Here is a 15,290-nt window from a genome sequence, read left to right as displayed (position 1 = left end):
GGTTCGGTTACACCGCACACCAAGTTCGAAGCCGAAGCCTATATCCTGACCAAGGAAGAGGGTGGCCGTCACACGCCGTTCTTCGCGAACTACCGTCCGCAGTTCTACTTCCGTACAACTGACGTGACCGGCACCGTGACCCTGGCAGCTGGCACCGAGATGGTTATGCCCGGCGACAACGTGTCGTTCGAGGTTGAGCTGATCGCACCGATCGCGATGGAAAACGGCCTGCGTTTCGCCATCCGCGAAGGCGGCCGCACCGTCGGCGCCGGCGTTGTGTCGAAAATCGTCGAGTAATTCGCGCAAGCGAATGATCAAATGGAAAGGGCGCCCATCCGGCGCCCTTTCTCGTTTGATCTCGACAAGCCCGCGACGCACCCATGTCGTACACCAATGAGTGTTGAGTGATCGGAGGCGGTGATGAGATCGTTCGTCGAATAGTCTCAGACCTAACCGTCGAAACAAAAAAAGCCCGCCCCAAACGGGGCGGGCTTTTTCTGTTTGAATTTGGTAGTTCAAGACGGGGGAATTCCTAAAGAAGCAGCATGCTTCAGTCGTATGCGGCGTCCACTATGAATTCCACCTTCAGTTCGGGCCGCGCTAGTTTTGCTTCGCCACACGCCCTCGCAGGTGCGTATCCTGCAGGAACCCAAGCATTCCAGACCTCGTTCAAACCAGCAAAGTCCTTCATATCGGCCAGCCAGATGGTCACACGCAGCATCTTTTCCCGTGATGAACCTGCGCGCTCTAGCAGGTCGTCAATTTTCCCAAGGCAAATACGCACCTGTTCCTGAATGGTATCACCTTCGGCGACTTGCCCGGTCAAATAGGCCACACCATTATGTTTAACGATTTTGGACGATCTCTCGCCGGTTTCGATGCGTTCTATCATTGGAGTGATCTCGCTGTTTCCTGTTTGATGCACGCGTTCATGGTCATAAGATGCCCCGCATGGCAAACGGAAACCGCTTGAGTAACTTTCAGAAAAGTTGAACTGGTCGGGGACGGCCCGGGTCGATAGCATTTCGCCACGCCTAGGCTAGCTTGCCAGCGACACAGTATACCAGATTGCGCTTTTGCCGTTGAAGTGCTCTCTAGTTGGTTTCAGTGGATTGCATCGGGCGAAACCGCAAGAAGGATACTTCGACATGGACGAAACCGTAGAACGACTGTCCAAACGCCTGAAGCGGCGAGGATATCAGGTTTCGCCAATGAAGGAGACGGGTGCCTATATCGGTAATCTGGGTTTTGAGGTCGAGACAGTATTCGATGTCGGGGTGGCCTCGGGAACCGAGCATTTGTACGAAGCTTTCCCTGCAGCCAAGTTTGTGTTGGTTGAGCCCATTTCGGATTACGAAACCAAGGTACGGAAAAACTGGGGCGACAAGATCGATTTTGATTTCCATGCTTGCGGAGTTGGTGCCGAAAGCGGACAGACGACTCTTCGAATTCCAACAGTTGGCGATCGTTGGCTCGGCACACGGGCAACGATGCAGGAGTTTGACGAAGCGGCAATCCAGCACACCTCGCAAGTTGAAGAGCGACAAGTCCCGGTAAAAACACTGGATGAGATTGCGTCTTCCTACAAGGAACCTTTCGGATTGAAAATCGACACGGAAGGTTTTGAAATCGAGGTTATTAAAGGTGCATCGGAGATGCTGAAAAAATGCACCTTTGTATTGGCTGAAGTCTCTGTACGGCGTCGGTATCATGGCGGTTATAGGTTCAGCGATTTTGTCGCCGCGATGGCAGATCACGGGTTTGAGCTGCACGAATTCGTCAGGCCACCGTCTGCAGAAGCGACCGATTGCGATGCCATCTTTGCCCCTTTCGAAAGCTCAGTGTTCGACTATCAGGATACCAGACTGTCACGTATGGCGGCACGCGTAGCCAAGACATAGTCTAAGGGCATCTTTCCGCATGCAGCGCGAGTTGTGTTGTCCGCGAAGGCGTTGAGCCAATCGCGATGGAAGATGGCCTGCGCATTGCGATCCACGAAGGCGGCCGCACCGTCGGCGCCGGTGTTGTGTCGAAGATTGTTGAGTAAGTCGCGCAAGCGAATGATCAAACGGAAAGGGCGTCCCTCGGGGCGCCCTTTCCTGTTTCCGTTTTCAACTTGATATTTAGTTGGCGTTTTGACTTAAGCTCACTCAGCATTCTGCTTTTGGACCGTATATACGAACAAACACTGACGAGAAAATTTTGAACAAAACAACGTTTTTGATCCTCTCTTGCCTCGTATTGTGCGCTTGCACCACGCTTGAAACGACACAAGTTTCTTCAAGAAAAAAGCTGACCATCCTGGGGGGCGTTGCTTTGGATGCCGATTGGCATTGCGGCGCAGGCTTTTCAGATCCGAGCTTCAAACGTATCAGTTTGCCTAGCGTTTTCGAAGTTGATTTCATTAGAAACCGGTATCAAGGAGCGCTTAAACCTGACGGTAAAGCGCTTGCAGTATTCGATAGTGAAGAGAACTGTTCGCTATTGATTGAAGCCAATGAAAAGTTTGTTCTTGCGAACGGTGGATTTCCGCTGAAAGAACACATAGGAAAAAGCATGTATGCAGAAATTGTCGCTGCGACTGAAGAGTTCTATCGGAAATGCGAAAACGCTGAGATCAATTCGCGTGTTGACGCCAGCAAAGTCGAGTACCCTTCGTATAATGGCCCGGGTTCAGTTGTCCTAGAGCCGAAGTCCATTTGCGAGATGGAATTGGAAGCCGCCTCTCTAAGGTTTGGAGTTGTCGTTGATGACAAACCTACTGGCCTTTACATTGTGGACGGCAATGCTTTTCTTTGGCTCCCGTATACTGAGTGTTTTGAGCATTCAATTGATACCAATCTGATAAAATGGTGTGAGTAGCTGGAGCGGCATCGATTACACGTGTCGAAATACATTAAACCCCCTTGCCAAACCCCACCAACCCCTGTAGTTCGCGCGAGTTCTCTATGAGAACATCAAGGCGGGGTGATTCCCGCCTTTTGGGTTCGATGAGGGTTGGCGATGCGCGCTTGTCCTCCTCTCAACCTCAACGCCTGATAAAAGGCTGTTATTATGCAAAGCCAAAATATCCGTATTCGGCTGAAGGCATTTGACTATCGCGTTCTGGATGCCAGCACGCAAGAGATCGTCAACACTGCCAAGCGGACCGGCGCGAACGTGCGCGGCCCGATCCCGCTGCCGAACAAGATCGAGAAGTTCACGGTTCTCCGTGGCCCTCACGTTGACAAGAAATCCCGCGACCAGTTCGAGATCCGCACGCACAAGCGTCTGCTCGACATCGTTGATCCGACCCCCCAGACCGTTGACGCGCTGATGAAGCTCGACCTCGCTGCTGGTGTGGACGTCGAGATCAAGCTGCAGTCGTAAGATCGGAGGGTATAGATTATGCGCTCTGGTATTATCGCAAAAAAAGTCGGCATGACCCGCCTGTTCATGGAAGACGGCAAGCAGATCCCTGTGACCGTTCTTCACCTGGACAACCTGCAGGTTGTTGCACAGCGCACGGACGAGAAGGACGGCTATACTGCTGTTCAGCTGGGTGCCGGTGCTGCCAAGGCAAAACGCACCTCGAAAGCCATGCGCGGTCACTATGCCGCTGCCAAGGTTGAACCCAAGCGTAAGCTGGTCGAGTTCCGCGTCTCTGAAGATGGCTTGATTGAAGTTGGCGCCGAGATTTCGGCAGAACATTTCCTGGAAGGTCAGAAAGTTGACGTTTCGGGTACTTCGATCGGTAAAGGCTTTGCCGGTGCAATGAAGCGCTGGAACTTCGGTGGTCTTCGCGCCTCGCACGGTGTTTCGATCAGCCACCGTTCGCACGGTTCAACTGGCCAGTGTCAGGATCCGGGCAAAGTTTTCAAAGGCAAAAAGATGGCCGGTCACATGGGTGCTGCCCGTGTAACCACCCAGAACCTGGAAGTCGTCAAAACCGACGCCGACCGTGGTCTGGTCTTCATCAAAGGCGCCGTTCCCGGACCGAAATCCGGTTGGGTTACCGTCAAGGACGCCGTCAAGAAGAAAGCACCGGAAGGCCTGCCTTTCCCGGCTGCTGTGAAATCGGCTGCAACCGAAGCACCTGCGGAAGAAGTTCCCGCGGAAGGTGGTGAAGCATGAAACTTGATGTAATCAAACTGGACGGCGGCAAAGCCGGCAACATCGAGCTGGATGCAGACCTGTTCGGCCTGGAGCCGCGCGCGGACATCCTGCACCGTGTGGTCCGTTGGCAGCGTAACAACGCGCAGGCTGGCACCCACAAGGTCAAGACCCGCTCGGAAGTGTCCTACTCGACCAAGAAGATCTATCGCCAAAAAGGCACCGGTGGCGCACGCCACGGCGCCCGTTCGGCACCGATCTTCCGGGGTGGTGGCGTTTACAAAGGTCCGGTCGTGCGTTCACATGGTCATGACCTGCCGAAAAAGTTCCGTAAACTTGGTCTGCGCCACGCGCTGTCTGCTAAAATGGCAGCTGGTGAGCTGGTTGTGATCGAGAACGCCGAAGCCGAAGGCAAGACCGCCGCTCTGGCCAAGCAGGTTGCAAACCTGGGTTGGAAACGCGCTCTGGTCATCGACGGGGCGACCGTGAACGAAGGGTTCCTGAAGGCGTCGCGCAACATCGAAGGTCTGGATATCCTGCCGTCGATGGGTGCAAACGTTTATGACATCCTCAAGCGTGACACTCTGGTGCTCACCAAAGCGGCTGTCGAAGCACTGGAGGCTCGACTGAAATGAGCGCGAAGGCAGAACACTACGACGTGATCCGCAAGCCGATCATCACCGAAAAGTCGACCATGGCGTCCGAAAACGGCGCGGTTGTCTTTGAGGTTGCGATTGACAGCAACAAGCCACAGATCAAAGAGGCCGTTGAGGCACTGTTTGGTGTGAAGGTCAAAGCGGTGAACACCTCTGTGACCAAAGGTAAGGTCAAGCGGTTCCGCGGCCAGTTGGGCAAGCGGAAAGACGTCAAAAAAGCATATGTGACCCTTGAAGAGGGTAACACCATCGACATTTCCACCGGTCTTTGATCGGGCCTGTCTTTGGACAAACCATTAAGACCCCCGCGAAAGCGGGGGTTTTTCTTTAGGTAGTGACACCAAAAGTTGAGCGCCATTCCCAGCGTCTCGAACAGAAAATGATTGCTATGCCGGTGGGGTCGTCTATCCGGTATGGAACAAACAAACGATATGGCAGGCGCATGACCCAATCCACTCTCTCGACCCGGGACAACCCGGATGTGACTGTCGCGCGGGACTGGGTGTCGACGCTGGCCAAATATCGGGAGCCAAGCCAACCGCGTAGCTGGTTCGAGCTGGGGGTTACCTGTGTTCCCTTCATAGCGCTTTGGGCCTTGGCCTGGATGTCTTTGTCGGTCAGCTATTGGCTAGCGCTTGCGATCTCGGTTCTGAACGCAGCCTTTCTGCTGCGCCTGTTTGCCATTCAGCATGATTGCGGTCACGGGGCATTTTTTACGAACCGGACGGTCAGTGACTGGGTCGGTCGGGGGCTCGGGGTGCTGACGTTGACGCCTTACGATGTTTGGCGGCGCACACATTCCTCGCATCACAACTCATCTGGCAATCTGGATAAGCGCGGGATGGGGGACATCCATACGCTGACGGTGGCCGAATACCGGGCGCTGACGCCTTTGAACCGGTTATTTTACCGGCTCTATCGCCACCCGATCACCCTGTTTGGCTTTGGGCCCGGCTATTTGTTCCTGTTTCAAAACCGCCTCCCGCTTGGCTTGACCGGTATTCCGAAATTCTGGGTCAGCGCGATGGCGACGAACCTGGCCATTCTGACCGCACTGGGGGCCATCTACTATTTTGGTGGCCTGATGCCGGTTCTGCTGATTTTCCTGCCTTCGACCCTGATCGCTGCAACGGCTGGCGTCTGGTTGTTCTATGTCCAGCACCAATTCGAAGAGACGCAATGGGATCCGGATCAGGACTGGCAACTGCACGAGGCCGCTCTGCACGGCAGCTCGCACTATATCCTGCCATCCGTCTTGCAGTGGTTCACGGCCAATATCGGCATCCACCACGTACACCATCTGTACAGTCGCATCCCGTTCTATCGCCTGACCGAAGTGCTGCGGGATCATGACGAATTGGCCAACAGCAACCGGATGACCATCCGCGAGAGCCTCGCCAACGCACGGCTACACCTGTGGGATGAGAAAAACCGGCGCCTGCTGTCCTTTGCCGAAGCGCGCGCGCTGTATGGGTGACGGGATCGGTCAGAGGGTGTGAACGATAGCCGGAAATCCGGTCGTTGCCCCCGGCGTGTGATGCGGATACGGTCGCTCTTATGAAACATGTCCCCAAAGAAACAACAGATGAGGCCCTTATTCAGGAGTTCCTGGATAAAGGAGGCAAAGTCAGCATCGGCAAAACCAAACCCGCGCCCGCTGAGCTGGGTTTGAGCAAGAATGTTTGGAACGCCAAGCTGACCAAAGAAGAGAAGGCCGCGCGCGACAAGAAGTGATCGTGCGGGGCTATGGGTGAGCGTTGAGGCTTCTGGTGTAACACTGGAAAATGGCATCCATTGACGTGTTCGCCAGCCTCTGGTCGGCCTCGTCTTTGGAGAGAGATATTGGGCCCTCGCGAAAGCGGGTTTTTTGTTGTCTCTATCCGCAAGCCGCGCCAGTGACTGCCCGTGGGATGGCGCCGCAGCGACTGATCTGCGCGCTTTATAGTGCCAAATACATCCAACCTCAGAGCGAGGCGCAAACGTCCCCAAGCGCCAGCCCGCCGGGACGGGCAGTCGCTGGCGCGGCGGCCTTCGGCCTTGATTCCGCGCTGGATTCGTGTTGCGAAATTGGAAGCATCCCTGATGTTGAGGCGAGATGGGCAGTGCGGTTGTGCCTGTAAGTGACTTTAGTTTATCTCGTTTAGACCGATGTTACGTATTTAATAAATGGCGAAGAATTCAGAGGCGCTTAATTTGAACTACTTTGAATGGGTAAAAGCAGTAGTTGAGGCGCCAGCGAAGGTCGTATGGACTGTACTAGCTGTTAGCTGCACAATACTCCTAGTTGATTATTATTGGCCTGAGCGATTTGCTGGGCTCCCGCCGTGGGCACTGCCGCTGGGGTGGTTGGCATTCATTTTCTTTGGGTGTCTGGCTTTGACCTCTGTAATTAAGGGCCTGCTCTTGTTTGGTGGTTGGACCTTCAAGCTTCTCCGAAGTGCCTCAACATTTGTTGCTGCTCCATTTCGAAGGCGAATGATCAAAAAAAAGCTGTTGGACCTAGAGCTAAGTGAGGTGGAGAAACTTAGCGCAGCTCGTGCAAAGGAAGACAGGGCAGTAAATATCATACCCGACTCAGAAATTGCCATCAGCTTGCTAGGCAAGCGTTTAATTAATCGACCTTCGCTCGTCGTTCCTAATCGCAATGGAACTATAAGTTTCAAAATACCGAGGGAGGTTTGGAGAGTGATGTTATCTTTGGAGGAGTTTCGCTTACATAACCCGAACGCGTTGCGAAGAGCCTTGGGGCCGTATGGGAATGAGCGTGACCTATTGCGTGCGCTTCCACAAGCTCACCCGGCGGTTATCCGGAAAAACGAAACAAATACGTAGAAGAGTACTGCTAGATGTAGAAACCTGATTGATACCTTGAAGCTTATTCTTGGTCAGGAGTTTTGGATGAAACGAATTTAGACTGCCCTATAGACACCCACCCCCAACACGGCTATATGCACCCAATCTTGCGGCCTCGGATTCGTTCCGGGGCTTCTGATATTTGTAACCGGGGACCTTCGGGGCCCTATACCCTTGGCACCTACGGGGGCCTATCACATAGCGGGGCAATGCCTCGCACTTGCTAAACGGAAGACAGAAAGCATGGCACTCAAGTCGTACAAGCCGACGACGCCGGGCCAGCGCGGGCTGGTGCTGATCGACCGTTCGGAGCTTTGGAAAGGACGTCCGGTCAAGTCTCTCACTGAGGGTTTGACCAAATCGGGCGGCCGGAACAACACCGGACGGATCACTTCACGCCGCCGCGGCGGTGGCGCAAAGCGTCTCTACCGGATCGTTGACTTCAAACGGAATAAATTTGATGTCGCGGCAACCGTCGAGCGGATCGAATATGACCCGAACCGGACCGCGTTTATCGCACTGGTAAAATACGAAGACGGCGAGCAGGCATATATCCTGGCTCCGCAGCGTCTGGCTATTGGTGACAAGGTTGTGGCTTCGGCCAAGGCCGACATCAAGCCGGGCAACGCAATGCCGTTCTCGGGTATGCCTATTGGTACCATCGTCCACAACATCGAGATGAAGCCTGGTAAAGGCGGTCAGATCGCACGTGCGGCCGGTACTTACGCGCAATTCGTAGGCCGCGATGGCGGTTATGCTCAGATCCGTCTGAGCTCGGGCGAGCTGCGCATGGTCCGTCAGGAATGCATGGCCACCGTTGGTGCCGTGTCCAACCCCGACAACAGCAACCAAAACCTCGGTAAAGCCGGTCGTATGCGCCACAAAGGCGTGCGTCCGTCGGTTCGTGGTGTTGCTATGAACCCGATCGATCACCCGCACGGTGGTGGTGAAGGCCGTACCTCGGGTGGCCGTACACCGGTTACGCCTTGGGGTAAGGACACCAAGGGTAAGCGTACTCGCAACAAAAACAAAGCGTCCCAGAAGCTGATCATCCGCTCGCGGCACGCCAAGAAGAAGGGACGTTAATCCATGTCTCGCTCTGTTTGGAAGGGTCCTTTCGTCGATGCTTACGTGCTGAAAAAAGCCGAAGCAGCGCGCGAGTCGGGCCGCAACGAAGTTATCAAAATCTGGTCGCGTCGTTCCACCATTCTGCCCCAGTTCGTGGGTCTGACCTTTGGTGTGTACAACGGCCAGAAGCATATCCCCGTCAACGTCTCGGAAGACATGATCGGTCAGAAGTTCGGTGAGTATTCGCCGACTCGCACCTATTACGGTCACGCCGCTGACAAAAAAGCGAAGCGGAAGTAAGTCATGGGCAAGGAAAAGAACCCCCGCCGCGTGGCTGAAAACGAAGCAATGGCAAAAACGCGCATGCTCCGTACCAGCCCGCAGAAACTGAACCTGGTTGCGCAGATGATCCGCGGCAAGAAAGTTGAGAAGGCTCTGACCGACCTGACTTTCTCGAACAAGCGTGTCGCGCAGGACGTCAAAAAGTGCCTGCAGTCCGCAATCGCCAACGCTGAGAACAACCACAATCTGGACGTCGACGAGCTGATCGTTGCCGAAGCATGGGTTGGCAAGAACCTGGTCATGAAACGCGGTCGCCCTCGGGCCCGTGGCCGTTTCGGCAAGATCATGAAGCCGTTCTCGGAGATCACCATCAAGGTGCGTCAAGTTGAGGAGCAAGCCTAATGGGTCATAAAGTAAATCCGATCGGCATGCGCCTTCAGGTGAACCGCACCTGGGACAGCCGCTGGTACGCCGACACCAAGGACTACGGTGATCTTCTGCTGGAAGATCTGAAGATCCGTGAGTTCATCAACAAAGAGTGCAAGCAAGCCGGCATCGCCCGTGTGATCATCGAACGTCCGCACAAGAAGTGCCGCGTTACGATCCACACAGCACGTCCGGGTGTCATCATCGGCAAGAAAGGCGCGGACATTGAAGTTCTGCGCAAGAAAATCGCCCTGATGACAGACAGCGAACTGCACCTGAACATCGTCGAAGTGCGCAAGCCCGAGCTTGACGCACAGCTGGTTGCCGAGTCTATCGCTCAGCAGCTGGAGCGCCGGGTTTCGTTCCGTCGCGCGATGAAGCGGTCTGTTCAGAACGCCATGCGTATGGGCTCTCTGGGTATCCGGGTGAACGTCGCTGGCCGTCTGGGTGGCGCCGAAATCGCACGGACCGAGTGGTACCGCGAAGGCCGTGTGCCTCTGCACACGCTGCGCGCCGACATCGATTACGCACAAGCCGAAGCGATGACTCCTTATGGGATCATCGGGATCAAGGTCTGGATCTTCAAAGGTGAGATCATGGAGCACGATCCGCAGGCACGTGACCGTAAAGCACAGGAACTCCAGGACGGCCCTGCACCTCGTGGTGCTGGTGGCGGTCGTCGCTAAGGAGGGAAAGATATGCTTCAACCAAAGCGTACTAAATTCCGCAAGATGCACAAAGGCCGGATCAAGGGTGAAGCCAAGGGCGGCTCTGATCTGAACTTTGGCACCTATGGACTGAAAGCTCTTGAGCCTGAGCGTGTAACTGCACGCCAGATCGAAGCTGCACGTCGTGCCATGACGCGTCACATGAAGCGTCAGGGCCGTGTCTGGATCCGCATCTTCCCCGACACTCCGGTTACGGCTAAGCCGATCGAAGTTCGTATGGGTAAAGGTAAAGGTTCGGTCGACCGCTGGGCATGCAAAGTCAAGCCTGGCCGCGTGATGTTCGAAATCGACGGCGTCAATGACGACATCGCCCGCGAGGCCCTGCGCCTGGCTGCGATGAAGCTGCCGATCAAGACTCGCGTCGTGGTTCGCGAAGACTGGTAAGCGACCCGGGGGCGACCCCGCTCGCGACAAGATTGACCCCCGTCGGGAAACCGGCGGGGGTTTTGGGTTTGAGGGCGTTGCTCCGCCACAGCCTCGCAAAACACCCATCGCCTTCATCGAGAGGCTGGTTTAAGACAGACCCATGGCACAGATTGAATCACTTTTTGTCACCCGTCTCTATCGCGCAGCTTTGTCCGAGTTTGATCCCAAGATCGACCCGGAGGAGCTGGAAAGCTCCTGTCTTGTCATCGCCGAGGATGATGAGGCCGGGCAGGAATGGTGCGAAGAAAACGGCTATCCCGGTTATACCAGCTATGCCTCGCTGACGGATCTGCCTTGGCGGTTTCCGATCTTTGCCGATCTGGTTAAGGTGCTGGACCAGCACGTTGCAGCTTTTGCTAAGGATCTGGAGTTTGATCTGGGTGAGGGTGAACTAAAGCTTGAAGACCTTTGGATCAACATTTTGCCCGAGGGCGGAATGCACTCCAGCCACCTGCACCCACACAGCGTGATCTCGGGCACGACTTATGTTTCGATGCCCGAAGGCGCTAGCGCGCTGAAGCTTGAAGACCCGCGCTCGGGCCGCATGATGGCAGCGCCCACGCGTATGAAAGGGGGGCGTCGGGACCTGCAGCCATTCATCTATGTGAAGCCTCAGGTTGGCGATGTCTTGCTATGGGAGAGCTGGTTGCGCCACGAGGTGCCGATGAACATGGCCGAGGATGAGCGGATTTCCGTCAGCTTTAACTATAAATGGGACTAGCACGGTCGTTTAAGGGACTCTGATTCAAAGGAATGTGTGAAAAGTTCTTGCATTGTGTCGTCAGATAAACGATGTGGGGGGCGCTTACGTTTTTCTTTTTCGACCACTGTCTCCCGAATATCGGCGTTCAGTCTTTCGATCCAGACCGACAACGCCGCGCTGTCGCAATTCCGCGGACAGCAATTTACTAGGAGACTACGGATATGGCCAACGGCACCGTAAAATGGTTCAACACAACTAAAGGTTTTGGCTTCATCGCACCGGAGACCGGTGGCAAAGACGTGTTTGTACACATCTCTGCTGTCGAGCGCTCGGGTCTGACCGGCCTGGCCGACGACCAGAAAGTAACATTCGACATCGAACCCGGCCGTGACGGTCGTGAGTCGGCTGTGAACATCGCTCTGGCGTAAGTCACTTAGACTTAGACAGTTGAAGACGCGGCCTCGTGCAAACGAGGCCGCGTTTTGCGTTTGTGGAAGGTAGTGCCGAAATTGCGATTGACTGCACTGCGACGCACTGATGAAGATCGCCGCGAAGGAAGTGATCGGTGTTAGCTTTGACAACAAGTGGTATAAACCCGTGTCTCAGGCAGGCCATGGAAACTGCTACTCCAGTATTTTGGGGGGGCGTGTTGGTGCTGTTTCTGCTGATACTTTATCGAACGGGTTGGAACTTGAGGGAGAGCATTCTGGCGATCATAGGATTACGCGGAATGCGAAACATTACCTCGGTTGAAATGGTCGTTTCGGCGGTGACAATCAGCGCAACGTTTTATGTCCTGCTTCAAGCTTTGGAAGCCTGCAAGCAGATATAGTTTCTACTTGGCTAGTTTGCTTGCATTCCCATACGCCAAACTTTCCCTTGCCACCCACCCCTGAACCCCCTATAGAGCGGCATCTTGCGTTCCCCCGGCCGAGTCGGGGGATTCGTATGTCTATCATTCATCCACCAGGTCAAAGGTGACCCTGCATAGGGGCCTTCTGGTGTTTTGAGCAAAGGAAAAGGCGATGAACGCCCAAGAACTGCGTGACAAGACCCCTGACCAGCTCCGCGAGGAACTGGCCAACCTGAAGAAAGAAAGCTTTAACCTGCGCTTTCAACAGGCAACCGGTCAGATGGAAAGCACCGCTGGCATCAAAGCGGCCCGCCGCAACGCCGCCCGCGTTAAAACCATCCTGAACGAAAAGGCCGCTGCTGCGGCATCGGAGGAGTAATCCTATGCCTAAGCGTATCCTGTCCGGCACCGTAACCAGCGATGCCAACGCACAGACTGTAACCGTATCCGTCGAGCGCCGCTTTACGCATCCGGTTCTGAAGAAAACCATCCGTAAGTCCAAGAAATACCGGGCTCACGATGAAAAGAACGCCTTCAAGGTCGGCGACACAGTCCGCATTATCGAATGCGCGCCGAAATCGAAGACGAAACGTTGGGAAGTTCTGGAAGCGTAAGCCTCCGGGATTTTCCCATTTGTCGAAACCCTGGGGGATCTAACAAGACCAGCCCCCACAGGTCGGGAGAAACCACATGATCCAGATGCAGACCAATCTGGATGTCGCTGACAACTCCGGCGCACGCCGAGTTCAGTGCATCAAGGTCCTGGGTGGTTCCAAGCGTAAATACGCCTCTGTAGGCGACATCATTGTCGTCTCGGTGAAGGAAGCCATCCCACGCGGCCGCGTAAAGAAAGGTGACGTCCGTAAGGCCGTCGTCGTACGCACCGCCAAAGAAGTCCGTCGCGAAGACGGCACCGCGATCCGTTTCGATCGCAACGCCGCCGTCATTCTGAACAACAACAACGAGCCCGTAGGTACCCGTATCTTTGGCCCTGTTGTTCGTGAACTGCGCGCGAAGAACTTCATGAAAATCATCTCGCTTGCTCCGGAGGTGCTGTAATCATGGCTGCTAAACTCCGCAAAGGCGACAAGGTCGTCGTGCTGGCTGGCAAGGACAAGGGCAAAGAGGGAACTATCACCTCGGTCGACCCGAAAGCCGGTAAAGCCGTTGTTGATGGCGTGAACATCGCCATTCGCCACACCCGCCAGTCGCAGACCTCGCAAGGTGGTCGCCTGCCTCAGGCAAACCCGATTGAGCTGTCGAACCTGGCTCTGCTGGACAAAAACGGTAAAGCAACCCGCGTTGGCTTCCGCATGGAAGGTGACAAGAAGGTTCGTTTTGCCAAGACCACGGGGGACGTGATCGATGCTTGATACCGCAACCTACACCCCGCGTCTGAAAGCTCAGTACGCTGAAACCATCCGTGCCGCTCTGAAAGAAGAGTTCGGTTACAAGAGCGATATGCAGCTGCCCAAGCTGGAAAAGATCGTTCTGAACATCGGTTGTGGTGCAGAGGCCGTCAGAGACTCGAAGAAGGCGAAAGCCGCTGTTGAAGATCTGACCGCGATTGCAGGCCAAAAGGCTGTTGCAACACTGGCGAAGAAGTCGATCGCGGGTTTCCGCGTCCGTGAAGACATGCCGCTGGGTGCGAAAGTTACCCTGCGCGGTGACCGGATGTATGAATTCCTGGATCGTCTGATCACCATCGCGCTGCCGCGCGTTCGTGACTTCCGCGGTGTTAAGCCTTCTTTCGACGGTCGTGGCAACTTTGCCATGGGCATGAAAGAGCACATCGTGTTCCCGGAAATCGACTTCGACAAGGTCGACGAGGTCTGGGGCCTGGATATCGTAATTGCCACCACAGCGAAAACCGACGCTGAAGCGAAAAGCCTGTTGAAAGCGTTCAACATGCCGTTCAACGCTTAAGCGCCGGGAGGATTGAGACATGGCTAAAAAAGCAATGATCGAACGCGAGAAGAAGCGCGAACGCCTGGTGGCCAAATATGCCGCAAAGCGTGCCGAGCTGAAAGAAATCGCGAATGACGAGAGCAAGCCGATGGAAGAGCGTTTCAAAGCGCGTCTGAAACTGGCGAAACTGCCGCGCAACAGCTCGGCAACTCGTCTTCACAACCGCTGTCAGCTGACAGGTCGTCCTCATGCTTACTATCGTAAGCTGAAGGTCAGCCGTATCATGCTGCGCGAGCTGGGTTCTGCAGGTCAGATCCCCGGCATGGTGAAATCGAGCTGGTAAGGGAGACATAGATATGAACGATCCTATCGGCGATATGCTCACCCGTATCCGCAACGCGCAAATGCGCGGCAAGTCCACTGTAAACACTCCGGCGTCGAAACTGCGCGCTTGGGTTCTGGACGTGCTGGCGGACGAAGGTTACATCCGTGGCTACGAAAAGATGACCGGTGAAAACGGTCATCCGGCCATCGAAATCAGCCTGAAATACTACGAAGGCACCCCTGTCATTCGCGAGTTGAAGCGGGTCTCCAAGCCCGGTCGTCGCGTATACATGGGCGTCAATGACATCCCGCAGGTCCGTCAGGGTCTGGGTGTGTCGATTGTCAGCACTCCGAAAGGTGTGATGTCGGACCAGAATGCACGCTCCAACAATGTTGGCGGCGAAGTGCTCTGCACCGTCTTCTAAGGAGGTCTGTCAATGTCTCGTATTGGTAAACGTCCGGTCGAACTGCCCAGCGGTGTAACCGCCTCGGTTTCCGGCCAGACCATCGAAGTCAAAGGCCCGAAAGGTGCCCGTAGCTTCACTGCGACTGATGACGTTACGCTGTCGGTCGAAGACAATGTGGTTCAAATCAACCCGCGTGGCATGTCCAAACGTGCCCGTCAGCAATGGGGCATGAGCCGCACCATGGTTGCCAATCTGGTAACCGGTGTGACCGAAGGCTTCAAAAAAGAGCTGGAGATCCAGGGTGTTGGTTACCGGGCTCAGATGCAGGGGAACACCCTGAAGCTGAACCTGGGCTACAGCCACGACGTTGATTTCGTTGCTCCGGAGGGTGTCACCATCACCGCACCGAAGCAGACCGTGATCATTGTGGAAGGTAACGACCAGCAGCAGGTGGGCGAAGTCGCGGCGAAAATCCGCGAATGGCGCCGTCCCGAGCCGTATAAAGGCAAGGGTATCCGCTATAAGGGCGAATTCATCTTCCGCAAAGAAGGCAAGAAGAAGTAA

26 protein-coding genes and 1 pseudogene are annotated in these 15,290 nt (G+C 55.1%); 26 read left to right on the top strand and 1 reads right to left on the bottom strand.

What is annotated here, in order from left to right:
- On the top strand, positions 1 to 297 hold a 297-nt coding region (locus tag AC2FJ5_RS17375), incomplete at its 5' end, for an EF-Tu C-terminal domain-related protein (RefSeq protein WP_496794134.1).
- 253 nt (positions 298 to 550) lie between these two features.
- Here AC2FJ5_RS17375 and AC2FJ5_RS17370 read toward each other — a convergent pair.
- Positions 551 to 892, bottom strand: coding sequence for a RidA family protein (locus AC2FJ5_RS17370; RefSeq protein ID WP_142639802.1), 342 nt, complete (start codon positions 890 to 892; stop codon positions 551 to 553).
- Between the two features lie 256 nt (positions 893 to 1,148).
- Here AC2FJ5_RS17370 and AC2FJ5_RS17365 point away from each other — a divergent pair, with 256 nt between their 5' ends.
- The 25 genes and pseudogenes from AC2FJ5_RS17365 to rplF all read left to right on the top strand — a co-directional run bounded on the left by AC2FJ5_RS17365 (position 1,149) and on the right by rplF (position 15,290).
- A complete protein-coding gene (locus tag AC2FJ5_RS17365) occupies positions 1,149 to 1,901 on the top strand; it encodes an FkbM family methyltransferase (protein ID WP_271951961.1) in 753 nt (250 codons plus the stop codon).
- A gap of 44 nt (positions 1,902 to 1,945) precedes the next feature.
- Positions 1,946 to 2,047 (top strand): annotated as a pseudogene (locus AC2FJ5_RS17360) (EF-Tu C-terminal domain-related protein); the annotation flags it as partial.
- A 155-nt stretch (positions 2,048 to 2,202) separates the two neighbouring features.
- On the top strand, positions 2,203 to 2,862 hold the full coding sequence (locus AC2FJ5_RS17355) for a hypothetical protein (protein ID WP_496794133.1): 660 nt from the start codon (positions 2,203 to 2,205) through the stop codon (positions 2,860 to 2,862).
- 192 nt (positions 2,863 to 3,054) lie between these two features.
- Positions 3,055 to 3,369, top strand: coding sequence for a 30S ribosomal protein S10 (rpsJ, locus tag AC2FJ5_RS17350; RefSeq protein ID WP_008756422.1), 315 nt, complete (start codon positions 3,055 to 3,057; stop codon positions 3,367 to 3,369).
- An 18-nt stretch (positions 3,370 to 3,387) separates the two neighbouring features.
- Positions 3,388 to 4,113, top strand: a complete 726-nt coding sequence (rplC, locus tag AC2FJ5_RS17345) for a 50S ribosomal protein L3 (protein ID WP_271951966.1) — start codon at positions 3,388 to 3,390, stop codon at positions 4,111 to 4,113.
- Entirely contained in the window at positions 4,110 to 4,727 is a 618-nt protein-coding gene (gene rplD / locus AC2FJ5_RS17340) for a 50S ribosomal protein L4 (RefSeq protein WP_050605826.1), read from the top strand. The genes rplC and rplD overlap by 4 nt, the downstream gene beginning before the upstream one ends.
- On the top strand, positions 4,724 to 5,020 hold the full coding sequence (locus AC2FJ5_RS17335; protein ID WP_142639794.1) for a 50S ribosomal protein L23: 297 nt from the start codon (positions 4,724 to 4,726) through the stop codon (positions 5,018 to 5,020). Before rplD ends, AC2FJ5_RS17335 begins: the two co-directional genes overlap by 4 nt.
- Positions 5,021 to 5,190: 170 nt before the next feature.
- Positions 5,191 to 6,225 (top strand): fatty acid desaturase, encoded by a 1,035-nt coding sequence (locus AC2FJ5_RS17330; RefSeq protein WP_496749423.1) that lies wholly within the window; start codon positions 5,191 to 5,193, stop codon positions 6,223 to 6,225.
- 80 nt (positions 6,226 to 6,305) lie between these two features.
- On the top strand, positions 6,306 to 6,482 hold the full coding sequence (locus AC2FJ5_RS17325) for a hypothetical protein (RefSeq protein ID WP_176797675.1): 177 nt from the start codon (positions 6,306 to 6,308) through the stop codon (positions 6,480 to 6,482).
- Positions 6,483 to 6,914: 432 nt separating this feature from the next.
- Positions 6,915 to 7,580, top strand: a complete 666-nt coding sequence (locus AC2FJ5_RS17320; RefSeq protein WP_496794131.1) for a hypothetical protein — start codon at positions 6,915 to 6,917, stop codon at positions 7,578 to 7,580.
- A 264-nt stretch (positions 7,581 to 7,844) separates the two neighbouring features.
- On the top strand, positions 7,845 to 8,687 hold the full coding sequence (rplB, locus tag AC2FJ5_RS17315; protein ID WP_271951974.1) for a 50S ribosomal protein L2: 843 nt from the start codon (positions 7,845 to 7,847) through the stop codon (positions 8,685 to 8,687).
- Between the two features lie 3 nt (positions 8,688 to 8,690).
- On the top strand, positions 8,691 to 8,969 hold the full coding sequence (rpsS, locus tag AC2FJ5_RS17310; RefSeq protein WP_005980699.1) for a 30S ribosomal protein S19: 279 nt from the start codon (positions 8,691 to 8,693) through the stop codon (positions 8,967 to 8,969).
- A 3-nt stretch (positions 8,970 to 8,972) separates the two neighbouring features.
- A complete protein-coding gene (gene rplV, locus AC2FJ5_RS17305; RefSeq protein WP_039538267.1) occupies positions 8,973 to 9,353 on the top strand; it encodes a 50S ribosomal protein L22 in 381 nt (126 codons plus the stop codon).
- The gene (rpsC, locus tag AC2FJ5_RS17300; RefSeq protein WP_037311761.1) at positions 9,353 to 10,063 is read left to right on the top strand and encodes a 30S ribosomal protein S3; all 711 of its coding nucleotides are present in this window, start codon (positions 9,353 to 9,355) and stop codon (positions 10,061 to 10,063) included. Before rplV ends, rpsC begins: the two co-directional genes overlap by 1 nt.
- 12 nt (positions 10,064 to 10,075) lie before the next feature.
- Complete coding sequence (rplP, locus tag AC2FJ5_RS17295) at positions 10,076 to 10,489, top strand: 50S ribosomal protein L16 (protein WP_085823145.1); 414 nt, start codon at positions 10,076 to 10,078, stop codon at positions 10,487 to 10,489.
- 142 nt (positions 10,490 to 10,631) lie between these two features.
- Positions 10,632 to 11,252: a 2OG-Fe(II) oxygenase family protein gene (locus tag AC2FJ5_RS17290; RefSeq protein ID WP_496691900.1), complete on the top strand. Its 621-nt coding sequence runs from the start codon at positions 10,632 to 10,634 to the stop codon at positions 11,250 to 11,252.
- 203 nt (positions 11,253 to 11,455) lie between these two features.
- Positions 11,456 to 11,662 (top strand): cold-shock protein, encoded by a 207-nt coding sequence (locus tag AC2FJ5_RS17285; protein WP_010437077.1) that lies wholly within the window; start codon positions 11,456 to 11,458, stop codon positions 11,660 to 11,662.
- A gap of 597 nt (positions 11,663 to 12,259) precedes the next feature.
- Positions 12,260 to 12,466, top strand: a complete 207-nt coding sequence (gene rpmC, locus AC2FJ5_RS17280) for a 50S ribosomal protein L29 (RefSeq protein ID WP_074736205.1) — start codon at positions 12,260 to 12,262, stop codon at positions 12,464 to 12,466.
- Positions 12,467 to 12,470: 4 nt separating this feature from the next.
- Positions 12,471 to 12,701: a 30S ribosomal protein S17 gene (rpsQ, locus tag AC2FJ5_RS17275; protein WP_037311742.1), complete on the top strand. Its 231-nt coding sequence runs from the start codon at positions 12,471 to 12,473 to the stop codon at positions 12,699 to 12,701.
- A 76-nt stretch (positions 12,702 to 12,777) separates the two neighbouring features.
- Positions 12,778 to 13,146: a 50S ribosomal protein L14 gene (rplN, locus tag AC2FJ5_RS17270; RefSeq protein ID WP_005621870.1), complete on the top strand. Its 369-nt coding sequence runs from the start codon at positions 12,778 to 12,780 to the stop codon at positions 13,144 to 13,146.
- 2 nt (positions 13,147 to 13,148) lie between these two features.
- Positions 13,149 to 13,460, top strand: a complete 312-nt coding sequence (gene rplX / locus AC2FJ5_RS17265) for a 50S ribosomal protein L24 (protein ID WP_142639787.1) — start codon at positions 13,149 to 13,151, stop codon at positions 13,458 to 13,460.
- On the top strand, positions 13,453 to 14,013 hold the full coding sequence (rplE, locus tag AC2FJ5_RS17260; RefSeq protein WP_142639786.1) for a 50S ribosomal protein L5: 561 nt from the start codon (positions 13,453 to 13,455) through the stop codon (positions 14,011 to 14,013). The genes rplX and rplE overlap by 8 nt, the downstream gene beginning before the upstream one ends.
- 19 nt (positions 14,014 to 14,032) lie before the next feature.
- The gene (gene rpsN, locus AC2FJ5_RS17255) at positions 14,033 to 14,338 is read left to right on the top strand and encodes a 30S ribosomal protein S14 (protein WP_142639784.1); all 306 of its coding nucleotides are present in this window, start codon (positions 14,033 to 14,035) and stop codon (positions 14,336 to 14,338) included.
- 13 nt (positions 14,339 to 14,351) lie between these two features.
- Positions 14,352 to 14,744 (top strand): 30S ribosomal protein S8, encoded by a 393-nt coding sequence (rpsH, locus tag AC2FJ5_RS17250; protein WP_142639782.1) that lies wholly within the window; start codon positions 14,352 to 14,354, stop codon positions 14,742 to 14,744.
- A gap of 12 nt (positions 14,745 to 14,756) precedes the next feature.
- Positions 14,757 to 15,290, top strand: coding sequence for a 50S ribosomal protein L6 (gene rplF, locus AC2FJ5_RS17245; protein WP_058272374.1), 534 nt, complete (start codon positions 14,757 to 14,759; stop codon positions 15,288 to 15,290).

The sequence above is a fragment of the Ruegeria sp. CDSA221 genome, assembly GCF_059611825.1.
Note: the sequence above shows the minus strand (reverse complement) of the source record. Positions and strands in the feature narration are given on the sequence as shown.